Annotated in this window: 15 protein-coding genes; 14 read left to right on the top strand and 1 reads right to left on the bottom strand. The window is 50.2% G+C overall.

Features of this window, described 5'->3' with window-relative positions:
- Positions 1-50 precede the first annotated feature (50 nt).
- The 8 genes from ftsE to KNQ08_RS09635 all read left to right on the top strand — a co-directional run bounded on the left by ftsE (position 51) and on the right by KNQ08_RS09635 (position 12,016).
- Positions 51-737, top strand: coding sequence for a cell division ATP-binding protein FtsE (gene ftsE, locus KNQ08_RS09670; protein ID WP_029342495.1), 687 nt, complete (start codon positions 51-53; stop codon positions 735-737).
- Entirely contained in the window at positions 727-1,626 is a 900-nt protein-coding gene (gene ftsX / locus KNQ08_RS09665) for a permease-like cell division protein FtsX (protein ID WP_058704575.1), read from the top strand. The genes ftsE and ftsX overlap by 11 nt, the downstream gene beginning before the upstream one ends.
- Positions 1,627-1,666: 40 nt before the next feature.
- Positions 1,667-3,070: a M23 family metallopeptidase gene (locus KNQ08_RS09660; RefSeq protein WP_214805378.1), complete on the top strand. Its 1,404-nt coding sequence runs from the start codon at positions 1,667-1,669 to the stop codon at positions 3,068-3,070.
- 94 nt (positions 3,071-3,164) lie between these two features.
- Complete coding sequence (locus KNQ08_RS09655; protein ID WP_214805377.1) at positions 3,165-4,589, top strand: S41 family peptidase; 1,425 nt, start codon at positions 3,165-3,167, stop codon at positions 4,587-4,589.
- A gap of 22 nt (positions 4,590-4,611) precedes the next feature.
- Positions 4,612-5,775 (top strand): PDZ domain-containing protein, encoded by a 1,164-nt coding sequence (locus KNQ08_RS09650; RefSeq protein WP_064299415.1) that lies wholly within the window; start codon positions 4,612-4,614, stop codon positions 5,773-5,775.
- A gap of 206 nt (positions 5,776-5,981) precedes the next feature.
- Positions 5,982-7,949, top strand: a complete 1,968-nt coding sequence (uvrB, locus tag KNQ08_RS09645) for an excinuclease ABC subunit UvrB (protein WP_023469235.1) — start codon at positions 5,982-5,984, stop codon at positions 7,947-7,949.
- 1 nt (position 7,950) lies between these two features.
- Positions 7,951-10,806 carry an excinuclease ABC subunit UvrA gene (gene uvrA, locus KNQ08_RS09640; protein WP_133207887.1) on the top strand — a complete coding sequence of 952 codons (2,856 nt, stop codon included), beginning with the start codon at positions 7,951-7,953 and terminating at the stop codon, positions 10,804-10,806.
- Between the two features lie 100 nt (positions 10,807-10,906).
- Entirely contained in the window at positions 10,907-12,016 is a 1,110-nt protein-coding gene (locus tag KNQ08_RS09635) for a DUF4097 family beta strand repeat-containing protein (RefSeq protein ID WP_064299417.1), read from the top strand.
- Between the two features lie 248 nt (positions 12,017-12,264).
- On the opposite strand, the gene KNQ08_RS09630 is transcribed toward KNQ08_RS09635, so the two are convergent.
- Positions 12,265-12,648, bottom strand: coding sequence for a hypothetical protein (locus tag KNQ08_RS09630; RefSeq protein WP_023469232.1), 384 nt, complete (start codon positions 12,646-12,648; stop codon positions 12,265-12,267).
- 126 nt (positions 12,649-12,774) lie between these two features.
- On the opposite strand from KNQ08_RS09630, the gene hprK reads away from it, so the two are divergent.
- From hprK to KNQ08_RS09600, 6 genes are all read left to right on the top strand, one after another.
- Positions 12,775-13,710: an HPr(Ser) kinase/phosphatase gene (gene hprK / locus KNQ08_RS09625; RefSeq protein ID WP_035396292.1), complete on the top strand. Its 936-nt coding sequence runs from the start codon at positions 12,775-12,777 to the stop codon at positions 13,708-13,710.
- Positions 13,710-14,543, top strand: a complete 834-nt coding sequence (gene lgt, locus KNQ08_RS09620; RefSeq protein ID WP_029342487.1) for a prolipoprotein diacylglyceryl transferase — start codon at positions 13,710-13,712, stop codon at positions 14,541-14,543. The genes hprK and lgt overlap by 1 nt, the downstream gene beginning before the upstream one ends.
- Positions 14,544-14,546: 3 nt before the next feature.
- Entirely contained in the window at positions 14,547-15,203 is a 657-nt protein-coding gene (gene ppaX / locus KNQ08_RS09615; RefSeq protein WP_214805376.1) for a pyrophosphatase PpaX, read from the top strand.
- Complete coding sequence (locus KNQ08_RS09610; protein ID WP_035396297.1) at positions 15,187-15,669, top strand: acyltransferase; 483 nt, start codon at positions 15,187-15,189, stop codon at positions 15,667-15,669. Before ppaX ends, KNQ08_RS09610 begins: the two co-directional genes overlap by 17 nt.
- 30 nt (positions 15,670-15,699) lie before the next feature.
- Entirely contained in the window at positions 15,700-16,080 is a 381-nt protein-coding gene (kapB, locus tag KNQ08_RS09605; RefSeq protein WP_023469227.1) for a sporulation phosphorelay system protein KapB, read from the top strand.
- 96 nt (positions 16,081-16,176) lie between these two features.
- Positions 16,177-17,661, top strand: coding sequence for a tetratricopeptide repeat protein (locus tag KNQ08_RS09600; RefSeq protein WP_035396300.1), 1,485 nt, complete (start codon positions 16,177-16,179; stop codon positions 17,659-17,661).
- Positions 17,662-17,694 lie beyond the last annotated feature (33 nt).

Here is a 17,694-nt window from a genome sequence, read left to right as displayed (position 1 = left end):
TTTTGGACCTATCCATTCAGCATCAGTAAATAAGTAAGGATGTGAAGTACGTGATCAAGATGCAACGAATCAGTAAGATTTATCCGAACGGCGTCACGGCACTCCGTGAGGTCGATTTGACGATCAATCAAGGCGAATTCGTCTATATCGTCGGTCCGTCGGGTGCGGGTAAATCAACATTCATGAAAATGATGTACCGCGAAGAGAAACCAACGAGCGGTTCATTTTTATTTAAAGGAATCGAAGTCGGTAAGCTGAAGAACCGTCAAATCCCCGAACTTCGTCGCCAAATCGGCGTCATCTTCCAAGATTTTAAACTACTCCCGTCATTGACGGTTTATGAAAATGTCGCCTTCGCGCTAGAAGTCGTAGGAGAAGACAAATCGCAAATCCGGAAGAAAGTTCTCGAGGTCCTCGATCTCGTGAAGCTCAAGCATAAAGAGCGCAACTATCCGGACGAATTATCTGGGGGCGAACAACAACGGATCTCGATCGCGAGAGCCATCGTCAATCGTCCGTCACTCGTCATCGCCGATGAGCCGACTGGGAACCTGGACCCGGATACAGCATGGGAGATCATGGAAGTATTCGAAGAAATTTATCGCCGTGGGACAACGGTCGTAATGGCGACACACAACCGAGACATCGTTAACAAGATGCGTCATCGTGTCTTAGCGATCGACGGAGGAAAAATCGTCCGAGACGAAGAGAAAGGAATGTACGGCTATGAAGTTTAATGGATTCCGTCATTTACGGGAAGGGGCAAAAGGTCTCGTCCGGAACGGCTGGATGACATTCGCTTCTGTCAGTGCTGTTACCGTTACTTTACTTCTCGTAGGAATATTCGCAATGCTCATGTTCAACGTCAACAAGATTTCCGATAACGTTGAAAAAGACGTTGAAATCCAAGTGTTCGTCGAACGAGAAGCAGACCAGTCGAAGATTGATGCAGTGGGTGACTCCCTCAAGCAGATGCCGGGTGTCAACTCTGTTCGTTATAGTTCGAAAGAAGAAGAACTGGACCGCTTCAAGGAGCAACTTGGCGAAGGCTCACAAGCTTATCAGTCGGTTGAAAAGGATAATCCACTTCACGACCGATATATCGTCAAAGCTACCTCACCAAAAGAGACAGAAACACTTGCAAATTCCATCAAAAAAATGGAAAATGTAGATAGTGTCGAATATGGTAAGGACTATGTTAAAAAGATGTTTAACTTCCTTGAAGGAGTTCGGATCGGTGGAATCATCCTGATCGTCGGCTTGACATTCATGGCAATGTTCCTCATTTCGAACACGATCAAAGTCACGATCTTCTCCCGTCGCCGGGAAATCGAGATCATGCGCCTCGTCGGAGCGAAAAACGGATTCATCCGTGCACCGTTCTTCGTCGAAGGATTATTGATGGGCATATTAGGTGCCATCATCCCGATCGTTGTCGTCTACTTCGGTTACGAAGTCTCATACAACGCGATCCAACCGCAACTTGCTACCGTGAATGCGGGAATCTTCTCGCTGATTCCGCCAGGTGAACTGTCGGCACAAGTCGTCTTGATTCTACTCGGACTCGGTGCATTTATTGGTGTATGGGGATCAACGACATCACTCGGTCGTTTCTTGAAGATTTAAGTGATTCACTCAAAAATAAAATAGAGGAGAGATGCTTCTCATGAAAGTCCGATTCTATTCTGCCGTCCTGAGCTTAGCTTTGATTGGAACTAGTGTGTCCGTTGATGCCACGTCGAAAGAAGATTTGCTGAAGGAACAACAGGAGGTCGAAAGTCGTCTGAAAGAGACGGAACGATCACAGAATCAGACATCAGAGAAGTTAATCTTGACGAAACAGGAGCGCAAGGAAGCCCGTGCGCAACTGAATGAAGTCAACAGCCGTTTGGATGATTTAGCGCTTAAAATAGCCGATCAACAAGCGGCTGTTGCTGCATCTAAGGAACAATTGCGTCTGACGGAAGAAGCGATTTCCGAGACGTTGAAGGAACTGCATCAGCAAGAAGATTTGCTCGGAAGCCGATTGCGTGCCGTCCAGCAAAAAGGAGACGTCAAATACATCGAAGTCCTGCTCGACGCAAAGGATTTTGGTGATTTGATTTCGCGTTTCAGTACGGTCAGCGAGATCATCAAGCAAGATGATAATGTCTTGCAAGCCTATAAGGCGAACGTCAAGCAGCTGAACGAACAGCGCTCGGAACAAGCGTTATTACTGGAGAGCATGAAACAGGAACAACGGAAGTTGCTCGTGCTTCAGACACGGATCATCGCGGAGTCTGATTTGAAACGAAAGCTCGTCGTCCAGTTGAACACGAAGGTCAAGGAACTGCAACAAGAGCAGTTCTCGAAAGCCGAAGAGGCGGAAATCCTCGCGGATCAGCGTCGTCTGATTCAAAACGAATTGATCGCTCTGCAAGAAGCCGAACGGAAAGCAAAAGAAGAAGCGAAACGTAAAGCCGAAGAAGCCGCACGGGCAGCAGAAGCCAAGCGTCAAGCGGAAGCCGCAGAAGCTGCTGAAGCTGCACGAGAGGCAGCGGCGCAGGAACAGAAACAAGGAGAAGCACCGAAAGCAGAGACACCAAAAACAGAGACGTCGGTTCCTGAGACCGAGACGCCAAGTGCAACACCGGATACTAGTGTAGATGTCGACGTCAGTCGACCATTCCACTTACCAGTCAAAGGTTATGTGTCGTCACCATTTGGTCCGCGGAATAATCCATTGACAGGGAAACCGGAGTTGCATACGGGCATCGATCTCGTCAACGCGAAAGGGACGCCGATTCATGCGGCAGCTGGTGGGATCGTCCTTCGTGCTGGTAGTGCGACCGGTTACGGGAATGTCGTCATGGTGACGCATTTGATTGACAGACAGGTCTATACGACCGTCTATGCGCATCTTGACTCAATCAGTGTGTCGGCGGGACAAACGGTCATGCCTGGTCAAACGGTCGGGACGCTTGGCTCAACCGGCTGGTCGACAGGACCGCATCTGCATTTCGAATTGCATAAGGGAGAGTGGGCGGTCGGACAACCGAATGCAGTCGACCCGGCACCGTACATCTTTTGACATCCCATAGAATACCGAAAAGATAGGGTAACCTATCTTTTTTTGCTATACTGAAAAAAATACTGCGTTTTTTAACGGAAGTGGGGAATCAAGCGTGAAAAAATCTACAACAGCAGTCATCGCGGTCAGTACCTTCGGGCTTGGTTTAGGGGCAGGCGCCGTCGGGATGCTAGCGGCTGGCGGAACGGATTCTGTCTCGACGTCATCGTCGTCGGCGAATGCGACGGGTGATTGGAAAAAAGTTGATCAGGTCCGTCAAATGATCGAACAGAACTATCTAGAGGACGTAACGGATAAAGAACTGCTGGACGGTGCGTTGTCCGGTATGGCGGAAGTGCTTGACGATCCGTATTCCGTCTATATGGATGAGTCGGAGACAGCATCGTTCAATACGAATCTATCGTCTTCGTTTGAAGGGATCGGTGCGACGCTTGAACAAAAGGGCGAGTCGATCGTCATCGTCTCACCGATTAAGGGATCACCCGCTGAAAAAGCCGGGATCAAACCGGGTGACGTCATCTTAGAAATCGACGGCAAGTCGACGAAAGGGCAAAAGACGGATCAAGCGGTCAAGAAAATCCGTGGTGAAAAAGGAACGAACGTCGTCCTGACGATTCAGCGCAGTGGACAAGACGCGATGGACATCACGATCAAACGGGATACGATTCCGATCGAGACGGTCTATACGTCGACCGAAGACGTCAACGGGAAGAAAATTGGTATCTTGCAAGTGACACAGTTCTCAGAACCGACGGCTAAAGAGTTCGAGAAGGGGCTTGCGAAACTCGAGAGTCAGAACATCGATGGACTCGTCATCGACGTCCGTGGGAATCCGGGTGGTCTTTTGACGGCTGTCTCAAGCATGATTGCACCGTTCATTCCGAAAGACGTTCCGATTTATCAAGTCGAGAACAATAAAGGGGAGCGGCAGCAGGAATTCGGGAAGGCAGACGAGAAGAAACCTTATAACATCGTCGTGCTCGAAGACGGCGGATCAGCGTCAGCATCTGAGATTCTGGCAGCCGGTCTGAAGGAAGGTGCCGGGGCTGAGGTCGTTGGTACGAAATCGTTCGGTAAAGGCATCGTCCAAAGTGCGTACGATTTAAAGGACGGTAGTGATTTGAAGTTGACGACGAACAAATGGCTGACGCCGGACGGCAACTGGATTCACAAAAAAGGGGTCGAACCGACAATCGAAGTCAAGCAACCAGCATACTTCAACGTCACGAAGATCCTGACTGATCAGAAGTCACTTGCAGTTGGTGACTACGGTAAATCGGTCGAAAACGCTCACTTAGTCCTCGAAGCGATCGGTTACGAGCCAAAAGGACAGGATGGGTATTTCGGTGACACGATGAAGCAAGCTGTCGAAGCCTTACAAAAGGATGCGAAACTCGACGTCACTGGAAAAATCGATCAGCAGACAGCGGGTGAGATGGAGACGCGTCTCCTGAAGAAACTCGAGGACGACAAGAATGACGTCCAGCGGAAAAAAGCACTCGAGGTCGCTGCTCAATAATAAGGAATGGAAAGAGGTCTGAATGCGCGTGGAATTACTCGATGAAATTGGTTGGACCGCGATTAGTCTCATCGCCAGTCCGACCTTGTGGTTAGCACTCCTTGTCAGTTGGGTCATCGGCATCCGGCGTGTCAAACGGGAACGCGGATTGTTCCGCTCCCGGACACACGGTAAACGAAGCGATGTCCTCGAAACACTTTTACCCGGGTTACTAATTGGTCTCGTCTTATCCGTCGCCAGTGGCTGGCTCGGATTGACGCTGACGCCGCAATACGCTCTGTTGTTACTTGGACTCTCGAGCGTCTTGCTGTTGGTCGGGATCGTTCGCTTGAACGTACCGCTTTGGCCGATTGTCTTGCTTGGACTTGCCGGCTGGTTCCTAATGGATTCACGTCTTGATCCGGTTCGAGCGGTTGAGCCGAAAATGATTTTATTGCTTGCGACGTTAACACTCGTCGCGGAATGTCTCCTCGTCTGGTGGCGCGGGCAGCGACGCCTGTCACCGTCACTCGTCGTTTCGAAGCGTGGTCGCTTCATCGGTGGACTGTCAGCGAATAAACTTTGGCTATTGCCTTTGCTCGTCTTTGTTCCGGGCGACGTGCTTGAAGCCTGGTGGCCACGTTACAGCTTCCCAGAGCTCGTTCCGATCGTGCTCTGGTTACCGATCGGCTTCAGCTTCCTCTTTACGGGTAAGTTGCCGAAAGAATTGATGCGTCCGCTCGTTCAAGGACGTTTAATTACGAGTCTCGTTGCGATTCTATTGACGGTTCTTGCATACGTCACCGGACAAGCTGAATGGCTGTACGGGATCGTTTTGTTGCTCGTTCTGCATATCCTATTGCATCAGCGGGTCAAACGCTTGAACCGGGCACAGACCCCATTGTTCCTCAATGGAACGCGTGGTGCCGTCATTCTCGGAACGCTACCTGATAAACCAGCTGCCGAGATGGGCTTGATTCCGGGCGAAGCGATTTATAAAGTCAATGGTGAGAAGGTCGATTCGGAAACATCGTTCTACGAAGCCATCCAAAAACACAAACCGTATCTACGTCTTGAAGTCATGAACCATAACGGCGACATCCGGTTTGCGCAACGTGCCTTCTACGAACAAGATCATCATGAACTTGGTATTCTGTTCGTCAACGAGCCGGTCCATGGTCGCACTAAAGTGCGGTCTTTGCATTAAATTAGTACATCCCTGTCACGGAACAGCCGTGACGGGGATTTTTTTGTCGGCAGAAATATCGAGGATCAACACTCGAAGCAAAAAGAAACTTTTGCATTTTCGAAAAAAAGGGTAACTTCCTAAAAGGAGCACTTCATAATCGAATGTTTGTTCGTAAAGTGGTACAATAAAAATAGATTTTTTACGTGATGAGGGGGAAGCAAACGATGGATTTTGAACTCGTTTCACCATTTGAGCCAGGCGGTGATCAGCCGACGGCAATCGAAAAATTGGTGACTGGGCTAAAACAAGGCGAACGACATCAGACGTTGCTTGGGGCGACCGGTACCGGGAAGACGTTTACGGTCTCGAACGTCATCAAGGAAATCAAGAAACCGACGCTCGTCCTTGCCCACAACAAAACACTAGCGGGACAACTTTACTCGGAGTTCAAGGAATTCTTCCCGAACAATGCGGTCGAGTACTTCGTTAGTTTTTATGATTATTATCAACCGGAAGCGTATGTTCCATCGACGGATACGTTCATTGAGAAGGACTCTTCGATCAACGATGAGATTGATAAACTACGTCACTCGGCGACGTCCGCCCTGTTCGAACGGGAGGACGTCTTGATCGTTGCTTCTGTCTCGTGTATCTATGGTCTCGGTAACCCGGAAGAGTACAACAACCACGTCTTGTCACTGCGTGTCGGCAATGAGATGGGGCGAAACGAGATGCTCCGTCGTCTAATCGACATCCAGTATGAGCGTAACGACATCGACTTCCAGCGCGGACGGTTCCGCGTCCGCGGAGACGTCGTCGAAATCTTCCCGGCGTCCCGCGACGAACAGTGTGTCCGGGTCGAGTTCTTCGGTGACGAGATCGAACGGATTCGTGACATGGATCCGCTGACAGGTGAGATCGTCGCGGATCGCGAGCACATCTCGATCTTCCCGGCGTCCCACTTCGTGACGGGGGATACTCGTCTGCAGAAGGCGATCGCGAACATCGAGAAGGAACTTGAAGTCCAACTTGCGAAGTTACGTGAAGACAATCAGTTGCTTGAAGCGCAACGGCTCGAACAACGGACGAACTATGATCTTGAGATGATGCGTGAGATGGGCTATTGCTCCGGAATCGAGAATTACTCGCGTCACTTGAACTTGATGCCGGAAGGGGCAACACCGTATACGTTGCTCGACTACTTCCCGAAAGACTTCTTACTCGTTGCCGATGAGTCGCACGTCACGCTGCCGCAAATTCGCGGGATGTATAACGGGGACCAGGCACGGAAACAAGTCCTCGTCGATCACGGTTTCCGTCTTCCGTCGGCAAAAGACAACCGTCCGTTACGGTTCGAGGAATTCGAGGAGAAAGTCAGTCAGGCGATCTATATCTCAGCGACACCAGGACCGTATGAACTCGAACATTCGAAAGAGATGGTCGAGCAAATCATCCGTCCGACCGGTCTCGTTGATCCAACGATCGAGATTCATCCGATCACGGGACAAATCGATTACTTGATGGATAACATCCGTGACCGGGTCGCGAAGAACGAACGTGTTCTCGTGACGACACTGACGAAGAAGATGGCAGAAGACTTGACCGACTACTTGAAAGAGAATGGTGTCAAGGTCAACTATATGCACTCGGAGATCAAGACGCTGGAACGGATTGAAATCATCCGTGACTTACGACTCGGGAAATACGATGTCCTTGTCGGGATCAACTTGTTACGAGAAGGACTCGATATTCCAGAAGTCTCACTCGTGACGATTCTCGATGCCGATAAGGAAGGGTTCCTCCGGTCGGATCGTTCGCTGATTCAAACAATTGGTCGGGCGGCGCGGAACTCGGAAGGACACGTCATCTTGTTTGCTGATAAAGTCACTGATTCGATGCAACGCGCGATCGATGAGACGGAACGCCGTCGCGCGATCCAGATGGCGTTCAACGAAGAACATGGCATCACGCCGCAGACAATCAAAAAGGATGTACGTGGTGTCATCAGTACGACGATCGAGAGCGACGACACCGTCGAAAAACTCGAGAAGTTCAACAAACTCAAAAAACCGGAGCGCGAAACGTTGCTTGAGCAGCTCGACCAAGAGATGCGTCAAGCGGCGAAAGACATGCAGTTCGAAAGAGCTGCTGAGCTCCGCGACCTCATATTAGAATTGAAAGCAGGTGCCTAAGTTGGGAGAAAAGAAGAATCAGATTATCATCAAAGGCGCTCGCGTCAATAATCTACAAAACATCGATGTCGAAATCCCCCGCGATCAGCTCGTCGTCTTGACGGGCTTGTCCGGGTCAGGAAAATCGTCGCTTGCCTTCGATACGATTTACGCGGAAGGACAACGGCGTTATGTCGAAAGTTTATCTGCCTATGCCCGTCAGTTCCTCGGACAGATGGATAAACCGGATGTCGACACGATCGAAGGACTGAGTCCAGCAATTTCAATCGACCAGAAGACGACGAGTAAAAATCCACGTTCGACGGTCGGAACGGTCACAGAAATTTATGATTATTTGCGTCTATTGTACGCACGAATTGGTAAACCGATTTGTCCAAATCACGGAATCGAGATTTCGAGCCAGACGATCAGTCAGATGGTCGACCAAGTGATGGAGTTACCGGAGCGGACGCGTCTGCAAATTCTCGCGCCAATCGTTTCCGGACGAAAAGGAACGCACGTCAAGGTGCTCGACGATTTGAAGAAGGAAGGTTTCGTCCGCGTCCGTGTCAACGGAGAGACGATGGATCTCGCCGAAGAGATCACGCTTGAGAAAAACAAGAAGCACTCGATCGAAGTCGTCGTCGACCGTGTCGTCGTGCGGCCAGATGTCGAAGCCCGTCTTGCGGATTCACTGGAGACTGCACTTCGCCTCGCGGACGGTCGGGTCATCGTCGATACGATGGACGGCAACGAATTGTTGTTCAGTGAACATCATGCTTGTCCGATCTGTGGCTTCTCAATCGGCGAACTCGAACCACGGATGTTCTCGTTCAACTCACCGTTTGGTGCTTGTACGTCATGTGATGGTCTCGGAACGAAGCTTGAGGTCGATGTTGATCTCGTCGTGCCGCATCCTGATAAGTCATTGAACGAAGGGGCAATCGTGGCGTGGGAACCGACAAGTTCGCAGTATTATCCACAATTACTCAAAGCGGTCTGTGATCACTTCAAGATCGATATGGATACACCGTTCGAACAGTTGTCAGAAGAACATCGCGAAACGATCTTGAACGGAAACACGAAGGAAGAGATTCACTTCCGTTATGAGAATGACTTCGGGATGGTCCGAAATACGAATCTCTACTTCGAAGGGGTCCTCAACAACTTACAGCGTCGCTTCAAGGAGACGTCGTCTGATTATATTCGGGAACAGATGGAAGGCTATATGGCGAAGAAGGCATGTCCGACGTGTAAAGGACACCGCTTGAAACGGGAATCGCTCGCCGTCAAAGTATCCGATCACCATATCGGTGAAGTGACGAAGATGTCGGTCAAACAAGCGGTCATGTTCTTCGACGAACTACCGGAGAAATTAAGTGAGAAGGATCAGACGATTTCGCGGATGATTGTTCGTGAGATTCACGAACGGGCGTCGTTCCTTGAGAACGTCGGTCTCGATTACCTGACGATCTCACGCGCAGCGGGTACGTTGTCCGGTGGGGAAGCGCAACGGATTCGTCTTGCGACACAAATCGGTTCGCGTCTAACGGGCGTCCTCTACGTTCTCGATGAACCATCAATCGGGTTACACCAACGCGATAATGATCGTCTGATCAATACGCTGAAGGCGATGCGTGATCTCGGGAATACATTGATCGTCGTCGAGCACGATGAAGACACGATGATGGCAGCTGACTACTTGATCGATATCGGACCTGGTGCCGGCGATCACGGTGGATTCGTCACGGCAGCCGGGAAACCGGAAGAGTTGATGCAGGATGCGAACTCGTTGACTGGTCAATACTTGTCCGGGAAGAAGTTCATTCCTGTTCCGTCGACACGCAAAGAGCCAGATGGTCGGATGCTTCATATCCACAAAGCATCGGAAAACAACCTGAAGAACGTCGATGTCGACATTCCGCTGGGTCTGTTTGTCGCCGTCACTGGTGTCTCGGGATCCGGGAAATCGACGTTGATCAATGAAATTCTTTATAAGACGATCGCGCACGAGATGAACCGGGCGAAAGAAAAACCGGGTGCTCATAAAGGAATTACCGGTCTGGATCAAATCGATAAGGTCATCGACATCGACCAGTCACCAATCGGTCGGACACCACGCTCGAACCCAGCAACGTATACCGGTGTCTTCGATGACATTCGGGACGTCTTTGCTTCGACGAACGAAGCGAAACTCCGTGGTTACAAAAAAGGACGTTTCAGTTTCAACATCAAGGGTGGACGTTGTGAAGCGTGTCGCGGTGACGGGATCATCAAAATCGAGATGCACTTCTTACCGGACGTCTATGTTCCATGTGAAGTCTGTCACGGGAAACGCTACAACCGCGAAACACTCGAAGTGAAATATAAAGGCAAAACGATTGCCGACGTGCTTGAGATGACGGTTGAAGATGCCCTCGCCTTCTTCGAGAACATTCCGAAAATCACGCGGAAATTACAGACGATTGCTGACGTCGGTCTGACGTACATGCGTCTCGGTCAACCCGCGACGGAACTGTCCGGCGGGGAAGCGCAACGTGTTAAATTGGCGTCCGAGTTGCATAAGCGCTCGACTGGGAAGACGATCTACATTCTCGATGAGCCGACGACAGGACTCCACGTCCATGATATCGCGCGTCTCCTGAAAGTCTTGCAACGTCTTGTCGACAATGGTGATACGGTGCTCGTCATCGAACACAACTTAGATGTCATCAAGACGGCAGACTACTTGATTGATCTTGGACCTGAAGGGGGCGACGGTGGCGGAACGATCGTTGCTGCCGGGACACCGGAACAGATCGCTGAAGTTGAAGCATCCTACACAGGACGATACCTCGCACCTGTCCTTGAACGTGATGCGGCACGAATTGAATCGTGAAACTTTTGTGGATGAGGATTCGTAGGAAGGAACTAAGGGAACTTAAACGAAAGTATCATGTAACACACGTTTGAGGTTCAAGAATAGGAGGGAACGGTTCATGAAGCAAGATATGCGTCAATTGATATTGGAGCAAGTCAAAGAAGGAAAGTTAACGATTGATGAGGCACTCGATAAACTCGAGCGACTCGAATCAATCGACGAACGTGCTACTTCTGCAAGTGAACATAAGTACGTCGATGAACCAGAACAATATGATCGGGTCGACCAGTATTCCGTCGATTCACTGACAACGAAAGTCATGTCAGCGTTCGATAATCTCGTCAGCCGGATCAAGGACAGTGATCTTTCGCTTAATCAGGCGTCCGGTCCGAACGTCACCTACGTCAAACAATTCCCGTTCAGCGGTGAGACGGTTCACGTCGATCTGTTCAATGCGAACTTGGTCGTTGAACCGAGTGATCTTGAAGAATGCGAATTGACGGTGACAGGACGTCCACTCCGCCGCCAACAGGTGACGGAAGAACAGGCGCTTGAGCAACTTCAAGCTGCCGTCCAACATGCGGTCTCAGCGAACACACTCTCAATCCGCTTGAAGGATAAGAGTGTCCGTGCGACAGTCCATCTGAAAGTACCACGCCGTCATTACGAATCATTTGTCTTACAGACGCTGAACGGGGAAATTTCGTTGACGTCACTCGATACGACATCCGCTCAACTGATGACAGCAAACGGTCGAGTCAACGTCCGTGATCTGTTCAGTGAGGATGTCAAAGTATCGACAGCGAACGGTTCGATTGAAATCGAAGAGTCGGAGTTGAAAGTCTTGAAAGCGAAGACAGCCAACGGACAAATCATCACGACAGGTGTCTTCGAACGTTCAGAACTGAAAACGGCGAACGGAAACGTCCGTTGCGAGCTGAAGACCGTACAAAACGCGAAGGTCAAAGCGTCATCGCTTGCCGGAAGCATCGCCCTGATGTTGCCGCACGGCGCTGAAGTGTATGGGGAGCTTGAGACAAACTTCGGTGGTCTCAACTGCAACCTCGATGACATGGAATTAATCCGAGATCAAAAAGAGATCGTCAACCGGAAGCTCCATTTCGTATCAGGTCGCGGTCGCTCACCAAAAATCGAGGTTGAAGCGGATACGAAGACAGGTACGATTTCGGTCACGCATGGTGTTCACCTCAGCCCACAAGCGTTATAAGCATACGAGCGCAACTTCTTGAAAAAGAGGTTGCGCTTTTCTTATGACGTCGCATCCGCTTTGCATGCTTTCCTCAGGCGAGACACAAGCCGCGGCTACGTCGTTCTAGGAACGAGTAGCCGGGTCTCGTTTGTCTCTGACAGCGCGGATGTCCGCGCTTTTTCCTGTAGGAGTCACGCGAGCGGGGCTTCGTCAGCTACATAAAAAAAACCACCCATCCTCACTGAAAAGGATGGGTGTAGCCTACATCAATAATCGTAATCCTGATCCATCATCGGCTCGTCGAAGTTCATGTTCTCGATATTATTCATATCGTAACCAAACGAGAGTAAGGCAATGACACCGATGATTGCAAGAACGATCGAAACGAGAATCAGACCGATTCCGAGCCAACTCTTTCCGCGTGCACGATTCCAATAGAAGATGATCGCGAGAACGTAGGAAATGAATGAACCACTGATGAAGATTCCGATGATCGAGATGATGAAGAATAAGAGGGCAGTTTGATCTTGATTACGCGAATACGCTTTCCACATATCAATCAGTGAGATGATGAGATAGACGAAACCAGCAATCGCTAGAACCGCAAATAAGATAATGACTAAAATCAATCCGATACCACCGCCTGACATCACGGCAAAACCTCCTTCAAAATATTAACTCTTTATTCCATTCCCAAGAAATCATGCTTCTAATCCAATTCCATGAATCGAATAAAAATATGGTACAATACTTCAAGTGAAAGGGGCTGACGAAGCGTGCAACCAAAAGTGCGAACAGCTGAAATCGTAAAACAATTCAATCTCCACATCGTCACGGGAGAAGAGGGCTTACATCGTCCGATTCTGACGGCTGATTTGTGCCGACCTGGCCTTGTGCTTGCCGGTTATTATGCCTATTACCCGGCAGAACGTCTCCAGATTCTCGGAAAAACAGAATTGACGTTCTTCAATAATTTAACGTACGAGGAACAACGCGAACGAGCGAATGTCCTCTGTACGGATGAAACACCTGGTATCTTGATCACACGTGGATTCGAAGTACCGGAAGCGATCATCCAAGCCGCGGACGAGACGAACGTGCCACTGTTGACGACAAAAGGGCATACGACATCGGTCGAGTCACAGATCACGAACTTCCTCGAAGCGGAACTTGCGCCAACGACAGCGATGCATGGTGTCCTCGTCGATATCTATGGTGTCGGTGTCTTCATCAAAGGGGCAAGTGGTGTCGGTAAATCGGAAACGGCACTCGAACTCGTTAAGCGAGGTCACCGCCTAGTGGCAGATGACTCAGTTGAGATTCGTCAAACGGGTGACGGGATTCTCGTTGGGACAGCACCGAAGTTGATTCAACATCTGCTTGAGATTCGTGGAATCGGGATCATCGATGTGATGACGTTGTTCGGTGCAGGTGCGGTTCGCTCGCATAAGAAGATCAGCCTCGTCTGTAACCTCGAGATTTGGGATCAATCGAAAGTCTATGACCGCGTCGGTCTGGACCAAGAGACACTCCAAATCATCGATACGGAAATTCCGTTCCTGACGATTCCGGTTCGTCCCGGACGAAACCTTGCTGTCATCATCGAAGTCGCTGCGATGAACTATCGTCTGAAGAACATGGGCATCAACACAGCAGAAGAATTCGCGGGACGTCTCGCGCAAGCAATTGAAGATGGGAATGGTGGTCTTTGATGGGAACTTTAGCCTCTGTACAACCAACGTTTGACCGCGTGGCGATTGAACTCGGTCCTGTACCGATTTACTGGTACGGCATCGTCATCGCACTCGGTGCGGTCGTCGGTCTCCTGATTGCGATCTTCGAGTCGAAGCGGATCGGCTTCAACGAAGAGTACGCGGTCGATGTCGTCATCTGGTCGATTCCGATCAGTATCATCTGTGCCCGGATTTACTACGTCGCGTTCGAGTGGAACTACTATAGTCAACATCTTGACCAAATCATCAACATCCGCCAAGGTGGGATCGCGATCCACGGTGCAATCATCGGGGCGATTTTGACGGTCATCATCTATACGCGTAAGAAAAAAATCTCGTTCTGGCAAATCGCTGATATCTTGGCACCATCGCTCTTGTTCGGACAAGCTGTCGGACGCTGGGGTAACTTCTTCAACCAAGAAGCACACGGTGGTGAGACGACATGGTCGTACTTACAAGATACGCTCCACTTACCGAACTGGATCGTCAATCAGATGTACATTGACGGAACATACTACTTACCGACGTTCCTCTATGAAAGCATCTGGAACATCATCGGTGTCATTCTGTTAATCGTCTGGCGGATGAAGTTCAATCCACGTCGTGGGTATATCTTCCTCGGTTATCTCGTGTGGTATTCAATCGGACGCTACTATATCGAAGGACTCCGGACGGACAGTCTGTTGATGGGAGATGGACTCCGGACGGCGCAAATCGTCTCAATCTGTTTGATCATCTTCGGTGTGATCATGATGGTCGTTCGCCGCAACGCCGTTCGTTACTTGGATGGTTCGAAAAAGGAGGCGAAGTAATCGATGATTCGCACGCTACTGTTTGATTTAGATGGAACGTTGATCGATACGAATCCATTGATCTTAAAAAGCTTCGAGCATACGCTCAGTTACTATTATCCGGACCGGACGTTCACGGAAGCGGAACTGCTTCCGTTCATCGGTCCGACGCTAGAAAAATCGTTCTCGGCGATGAATGCAGAACAGTGGAAAGAGATGGTCGCTTTTTACCGTAGCTACAACATCGCGATGCATGACGCGCTCGTGCTCGAGTATCCAGGTGTGCTTGACGGATTACGTCGTCTGCATGAAGCAGGATACAAGATGGCGGTCGTGACGTCGAAAAGTCGTCGTGTCGCTCTTCGCGGTATCGAGTTGTTCGGATTGACGTCACTCTTTGACGCGGTCATCGCAGCCGACGACGTAACGGAAGAAAAACCAGCCGTCGAGCCGTTCGAAAAAGCGATGCAGTTGCTTGGATCAACAGCAGACGAAACGATCATGGTCGGTGACAACGATACGGACATTCTCGGTGGTAAGAACGCGGGACTGAAGACAGTCGCGGTCGGTTGGGCGATCAAAGGACGCGCGTACTTAGAAGCCCTCGAGCCGGACGTCATCATTGATTCAATGGATCATCTCGCTACTTGGCTGGAGGAACAAAATGGCACGGCGAACTGATCGGTTTCAGGTCGGAACGACGAATCCACTCTGGCACATGTACCGGACGGTGTCGTTTTTTAAAGTGATGTGGTGCTTTACGATCATCACGATCGGTCGGTTTGCTCCGTCGCTACGTTTCAAGAACGCGCTCTACCGGACATGTCTTCGGATGAAGATCGGGGAGAAGACGGCGCTTGCCTTGATGGTGATGCCAGACACGATGTTCCCGGAGCGGATTACGATTGGTGACAATACGATCATCGGTTTCAATACGACGATCCTCTGTCATGAATATTTGACGACGGAGTACCGTTTAGGTGACGTCGTCATTGGAAGCAACGTCTTGATTGGGGCGAACGTGACGATTCTACCGGGCGTGACGATTGGAGATGGTGCCGTCGTCGGTGCCGGATCAGTCGTTCACCGGGACATTGCTCCGAACGAACGGGTCTCGAGTCAGCCGCTTCGCCGGCACGAAATGTGACAAAACTGTGAGAAGGAAGAAGGAAAAAAGATGACGCACATCCGCTTTACGTATAAGACAGGAAAGTATTTCGGAAGATTATTCGCCGAACGTCCACAAGGTCTCGTCGTTGAGGTGTTGGCTGTTGAGAAGCATCCCGTTCAAGGAGATCTTCACCAACCGAACCAAGTCGATGTTCCACTCTTTCATATCCGGACTGCCTTGCATAAGCACGAAAAGATCACGGTTTCGCCCGCAGTCGTTTATGCGTATGACGGAGAGATTCCGGATTATGCGACGAGCTTACGGCAGGCATATGACAAGGACGTGGCACGTCTTGAAGGACTGAATCCGGAGACGGATGCTTTTGTACGAAAATGCTTAGAGAATTACAAAGAACTGGAATCGATTTATGCGAAACGCTGGGGATGAACTCCGGCGTTTTTTTCTGTTGCATGCCTCCTAGAGATAGGGTATTCTTGTGTCTGCAACTACGAAACCAGTTTACTATTTATGGGGGCTTGAATCATGATGGAATTAACCAAATACAAAGCAGACCCCTTTGCGATAACAGCGCGCCAAGCGGAACTTTTTTATTTCCGCGGACGGAAGGCGCACCGGGAAGGGCGACTGGACGAAGCCGTCTACCACTTAGATGAGGCGACGACACTTCAGCCAGCGGACATCCGTTATTTGCTCCGTTATGCCCGTGTCTTATTCGAGACAGGAGAAATCAATCATGCGAATGATGTCTTGAAACAAGTACGCGCACTCGACGCATCAAATACGGAAGCACTCTTTTATTTAGCGAATAACTACGCACACGTCTCACTTTATGAAGAAGCGCGACAACATGCGATGGAATATTTAGAGCAAGCACCAAACGGCAAACACGCGGAGGCATCGGCCGCACTCGTGGAACTGATTGATCTCGAACAAGAGATGGAAGACGACGAAGAGGACGAATTGATTCGTCTGCACGGTCAGGCACAACGCCAGATCGATAAAGGGATGCTGTTCGCGGCACAGGAGACGTTGACGGGACTGATTGCTCAGTACCCGACGTTCTGGCCTGCCTACAACAACCTCGCGATCGTCGAGTTCTATTTAGGAGAGAACGACCAGGCATTCGCTTCCCTCGAACGGGTCCTTGAAGGGAATCCGGGGAATTTGCATGCCCTCTGTAACACGCTCGTCTTGTTACACGAGATGGGACAGGACGAAGAGGCACATCGTCTCTCTCGTCAGCTCGAACACGTCCGTTCCGTGCACCTTGAGACACGTTATAAGGTCGCGTCAACTTTAGCGATCATCGGACGTTATGATATCGCCTATGAAGAGTTGAAGTTGCTCGAGCGTCGCGGTTACCGGGGAGACCCACTCTTTGGGCACTGGTTATCAATCTCTGCCTATAAGACGGGACACGTCGAAGAAGCAGCCGCTTTCTTGAAGTCGGACGAAGCACAAGCGTTAAAGGAAGAGACGGATACGTATGACATTCGCCACAACCTGCAGTTTCGCTCGGCACTCATCCAAGCGCTGAAGACGGAAGATGATGTCTCGCGGATCTTTACGGCACTTCTCCTTGGTAAACTGAACGATGCTGAAGCACGGCTTGCATTGTCGATGATGCCAGAAGTGACAGACCAAGAAGACGTCCTGTTATTGACGGAACAGATTGTCATCGAGATGGAAGGACGGACTGATGTCGTGGATGAACGCATTCACCGGGCATTGCAGACGATCCGTCTTGCGGAACGGTTCGTTTCAGACGAAGAACGGATGAGTCTCGAAGGTGATTTTTATGAACGCTTCGCACAGCTCGTCTTAAGCGGTGAGTCGTTCGATTCGATCGAAGCATCTGCGGCATCACTGCTTTATCTGTTCCATGATTTACGGGACGGGATGTTGATCGAGGAATGTGCATCGCTCGTCGATTGTTCGTTCGATCACGTCGCATCGATGATCCGGACACATGAACGGATGCTGGCACCGCTACAAGCAAAGTGTTAGACGTTTAGGGGATTCTCACCTATACTCAAATTA

The organism is Exiguobacterium sp. s46, from assembly GCF_018618875.1.
In the GTDB taxonomy this organism is placed as follows: domain Bacteria; phylum Bacillota; class Bacilli; order Exiguobacteriales; family Exiguobacteriaceae; genus Exiguobacterium_A; species Exiguobacterium_A abrahamii.
Note: the sequence above shows the minus strand (reverse complement) of the source record. Positions and strands in the feature narration are given on the sequence as shown.

Excerpts from the sequence above, each read along its gene's own strand:
- ppaX (WP_214805376.1), top strand. The coding sequence starts at position 14,547 with ATGATTCGCACGCTACTGTTTGATTTAGATGGAACGTTGATCGATACG.
- ftsX (WP_058704575.1), top strand. The coding sequence starts at position 727 with ATGAAGTTTAATGGATTCCGTCATTTACGGGAAGGGGCAAAAGGTCTC.
- uvrB (WP_023469235.1), top strand. The coding sequence starts at position 5,982 with ATGGATTTTGAACTCGTTTCACCATTTGAGCCAGGCGGTGATCAGCCG.
- KNQ08_RS09610 (WP_035396297.1), top strand. The coding sequence starts at position 15,187 with ATGGCACGGCGAACTGATCGGTTTCAGGTCGGAACGACGAATCCACTC.
- KNQ08_RS09660 (WP_214805378.1), top strand. The coding sequence starts at position 1,667 with ATGAAAGTCCGATTCTATTCTGCCGTCCTGAGCTTAGCTTTGATTGGA.
- kapB (WP_023469227.1), top strand. The coding sequence starts at position 15,700 with ATGACGCACATCCGCTTTACGTATAAGACAGGAAAGTATTTCGGAAGA.
- KNQ08_RS09600 (WP_035396300.1), top strand. The coding sequence starts at position 16,177 with ATGATGGAATTAACCAAATACAAAGCAGACCCCTTTGCGATAACAGCG.
- KNQ08_RS09650 (WP_064299415.1), top strand. The coding sequence starts at position 4,612 with ATGCGCGTGGAATTACTCGATGAAATTGGTTGGACCGCGATTAGTCTC.
- lgt (WP_029342487.1), top strand. The coding sequence starts at position 13,710 with ATGGGAACTTTAGCCTCTGTACAACCAACGTTTGACCGCGTGGCGATT.
- KNQ08_RS09630 (WP_023469232.1), bottom strand. The coding sequence starts at position 12,648 with ATGTCAGGCGGTGGTATCGGATTGATTTTAGTCATTATCTTATTTGCG.
- KNQ08_RS09635 (WP_064299417.1), top strand. The coding sequence starts at position 10,907 with ATGAAGCAAGATATGCGTCAATTGATATTGGAGCAAGTCAAAGAAGGA.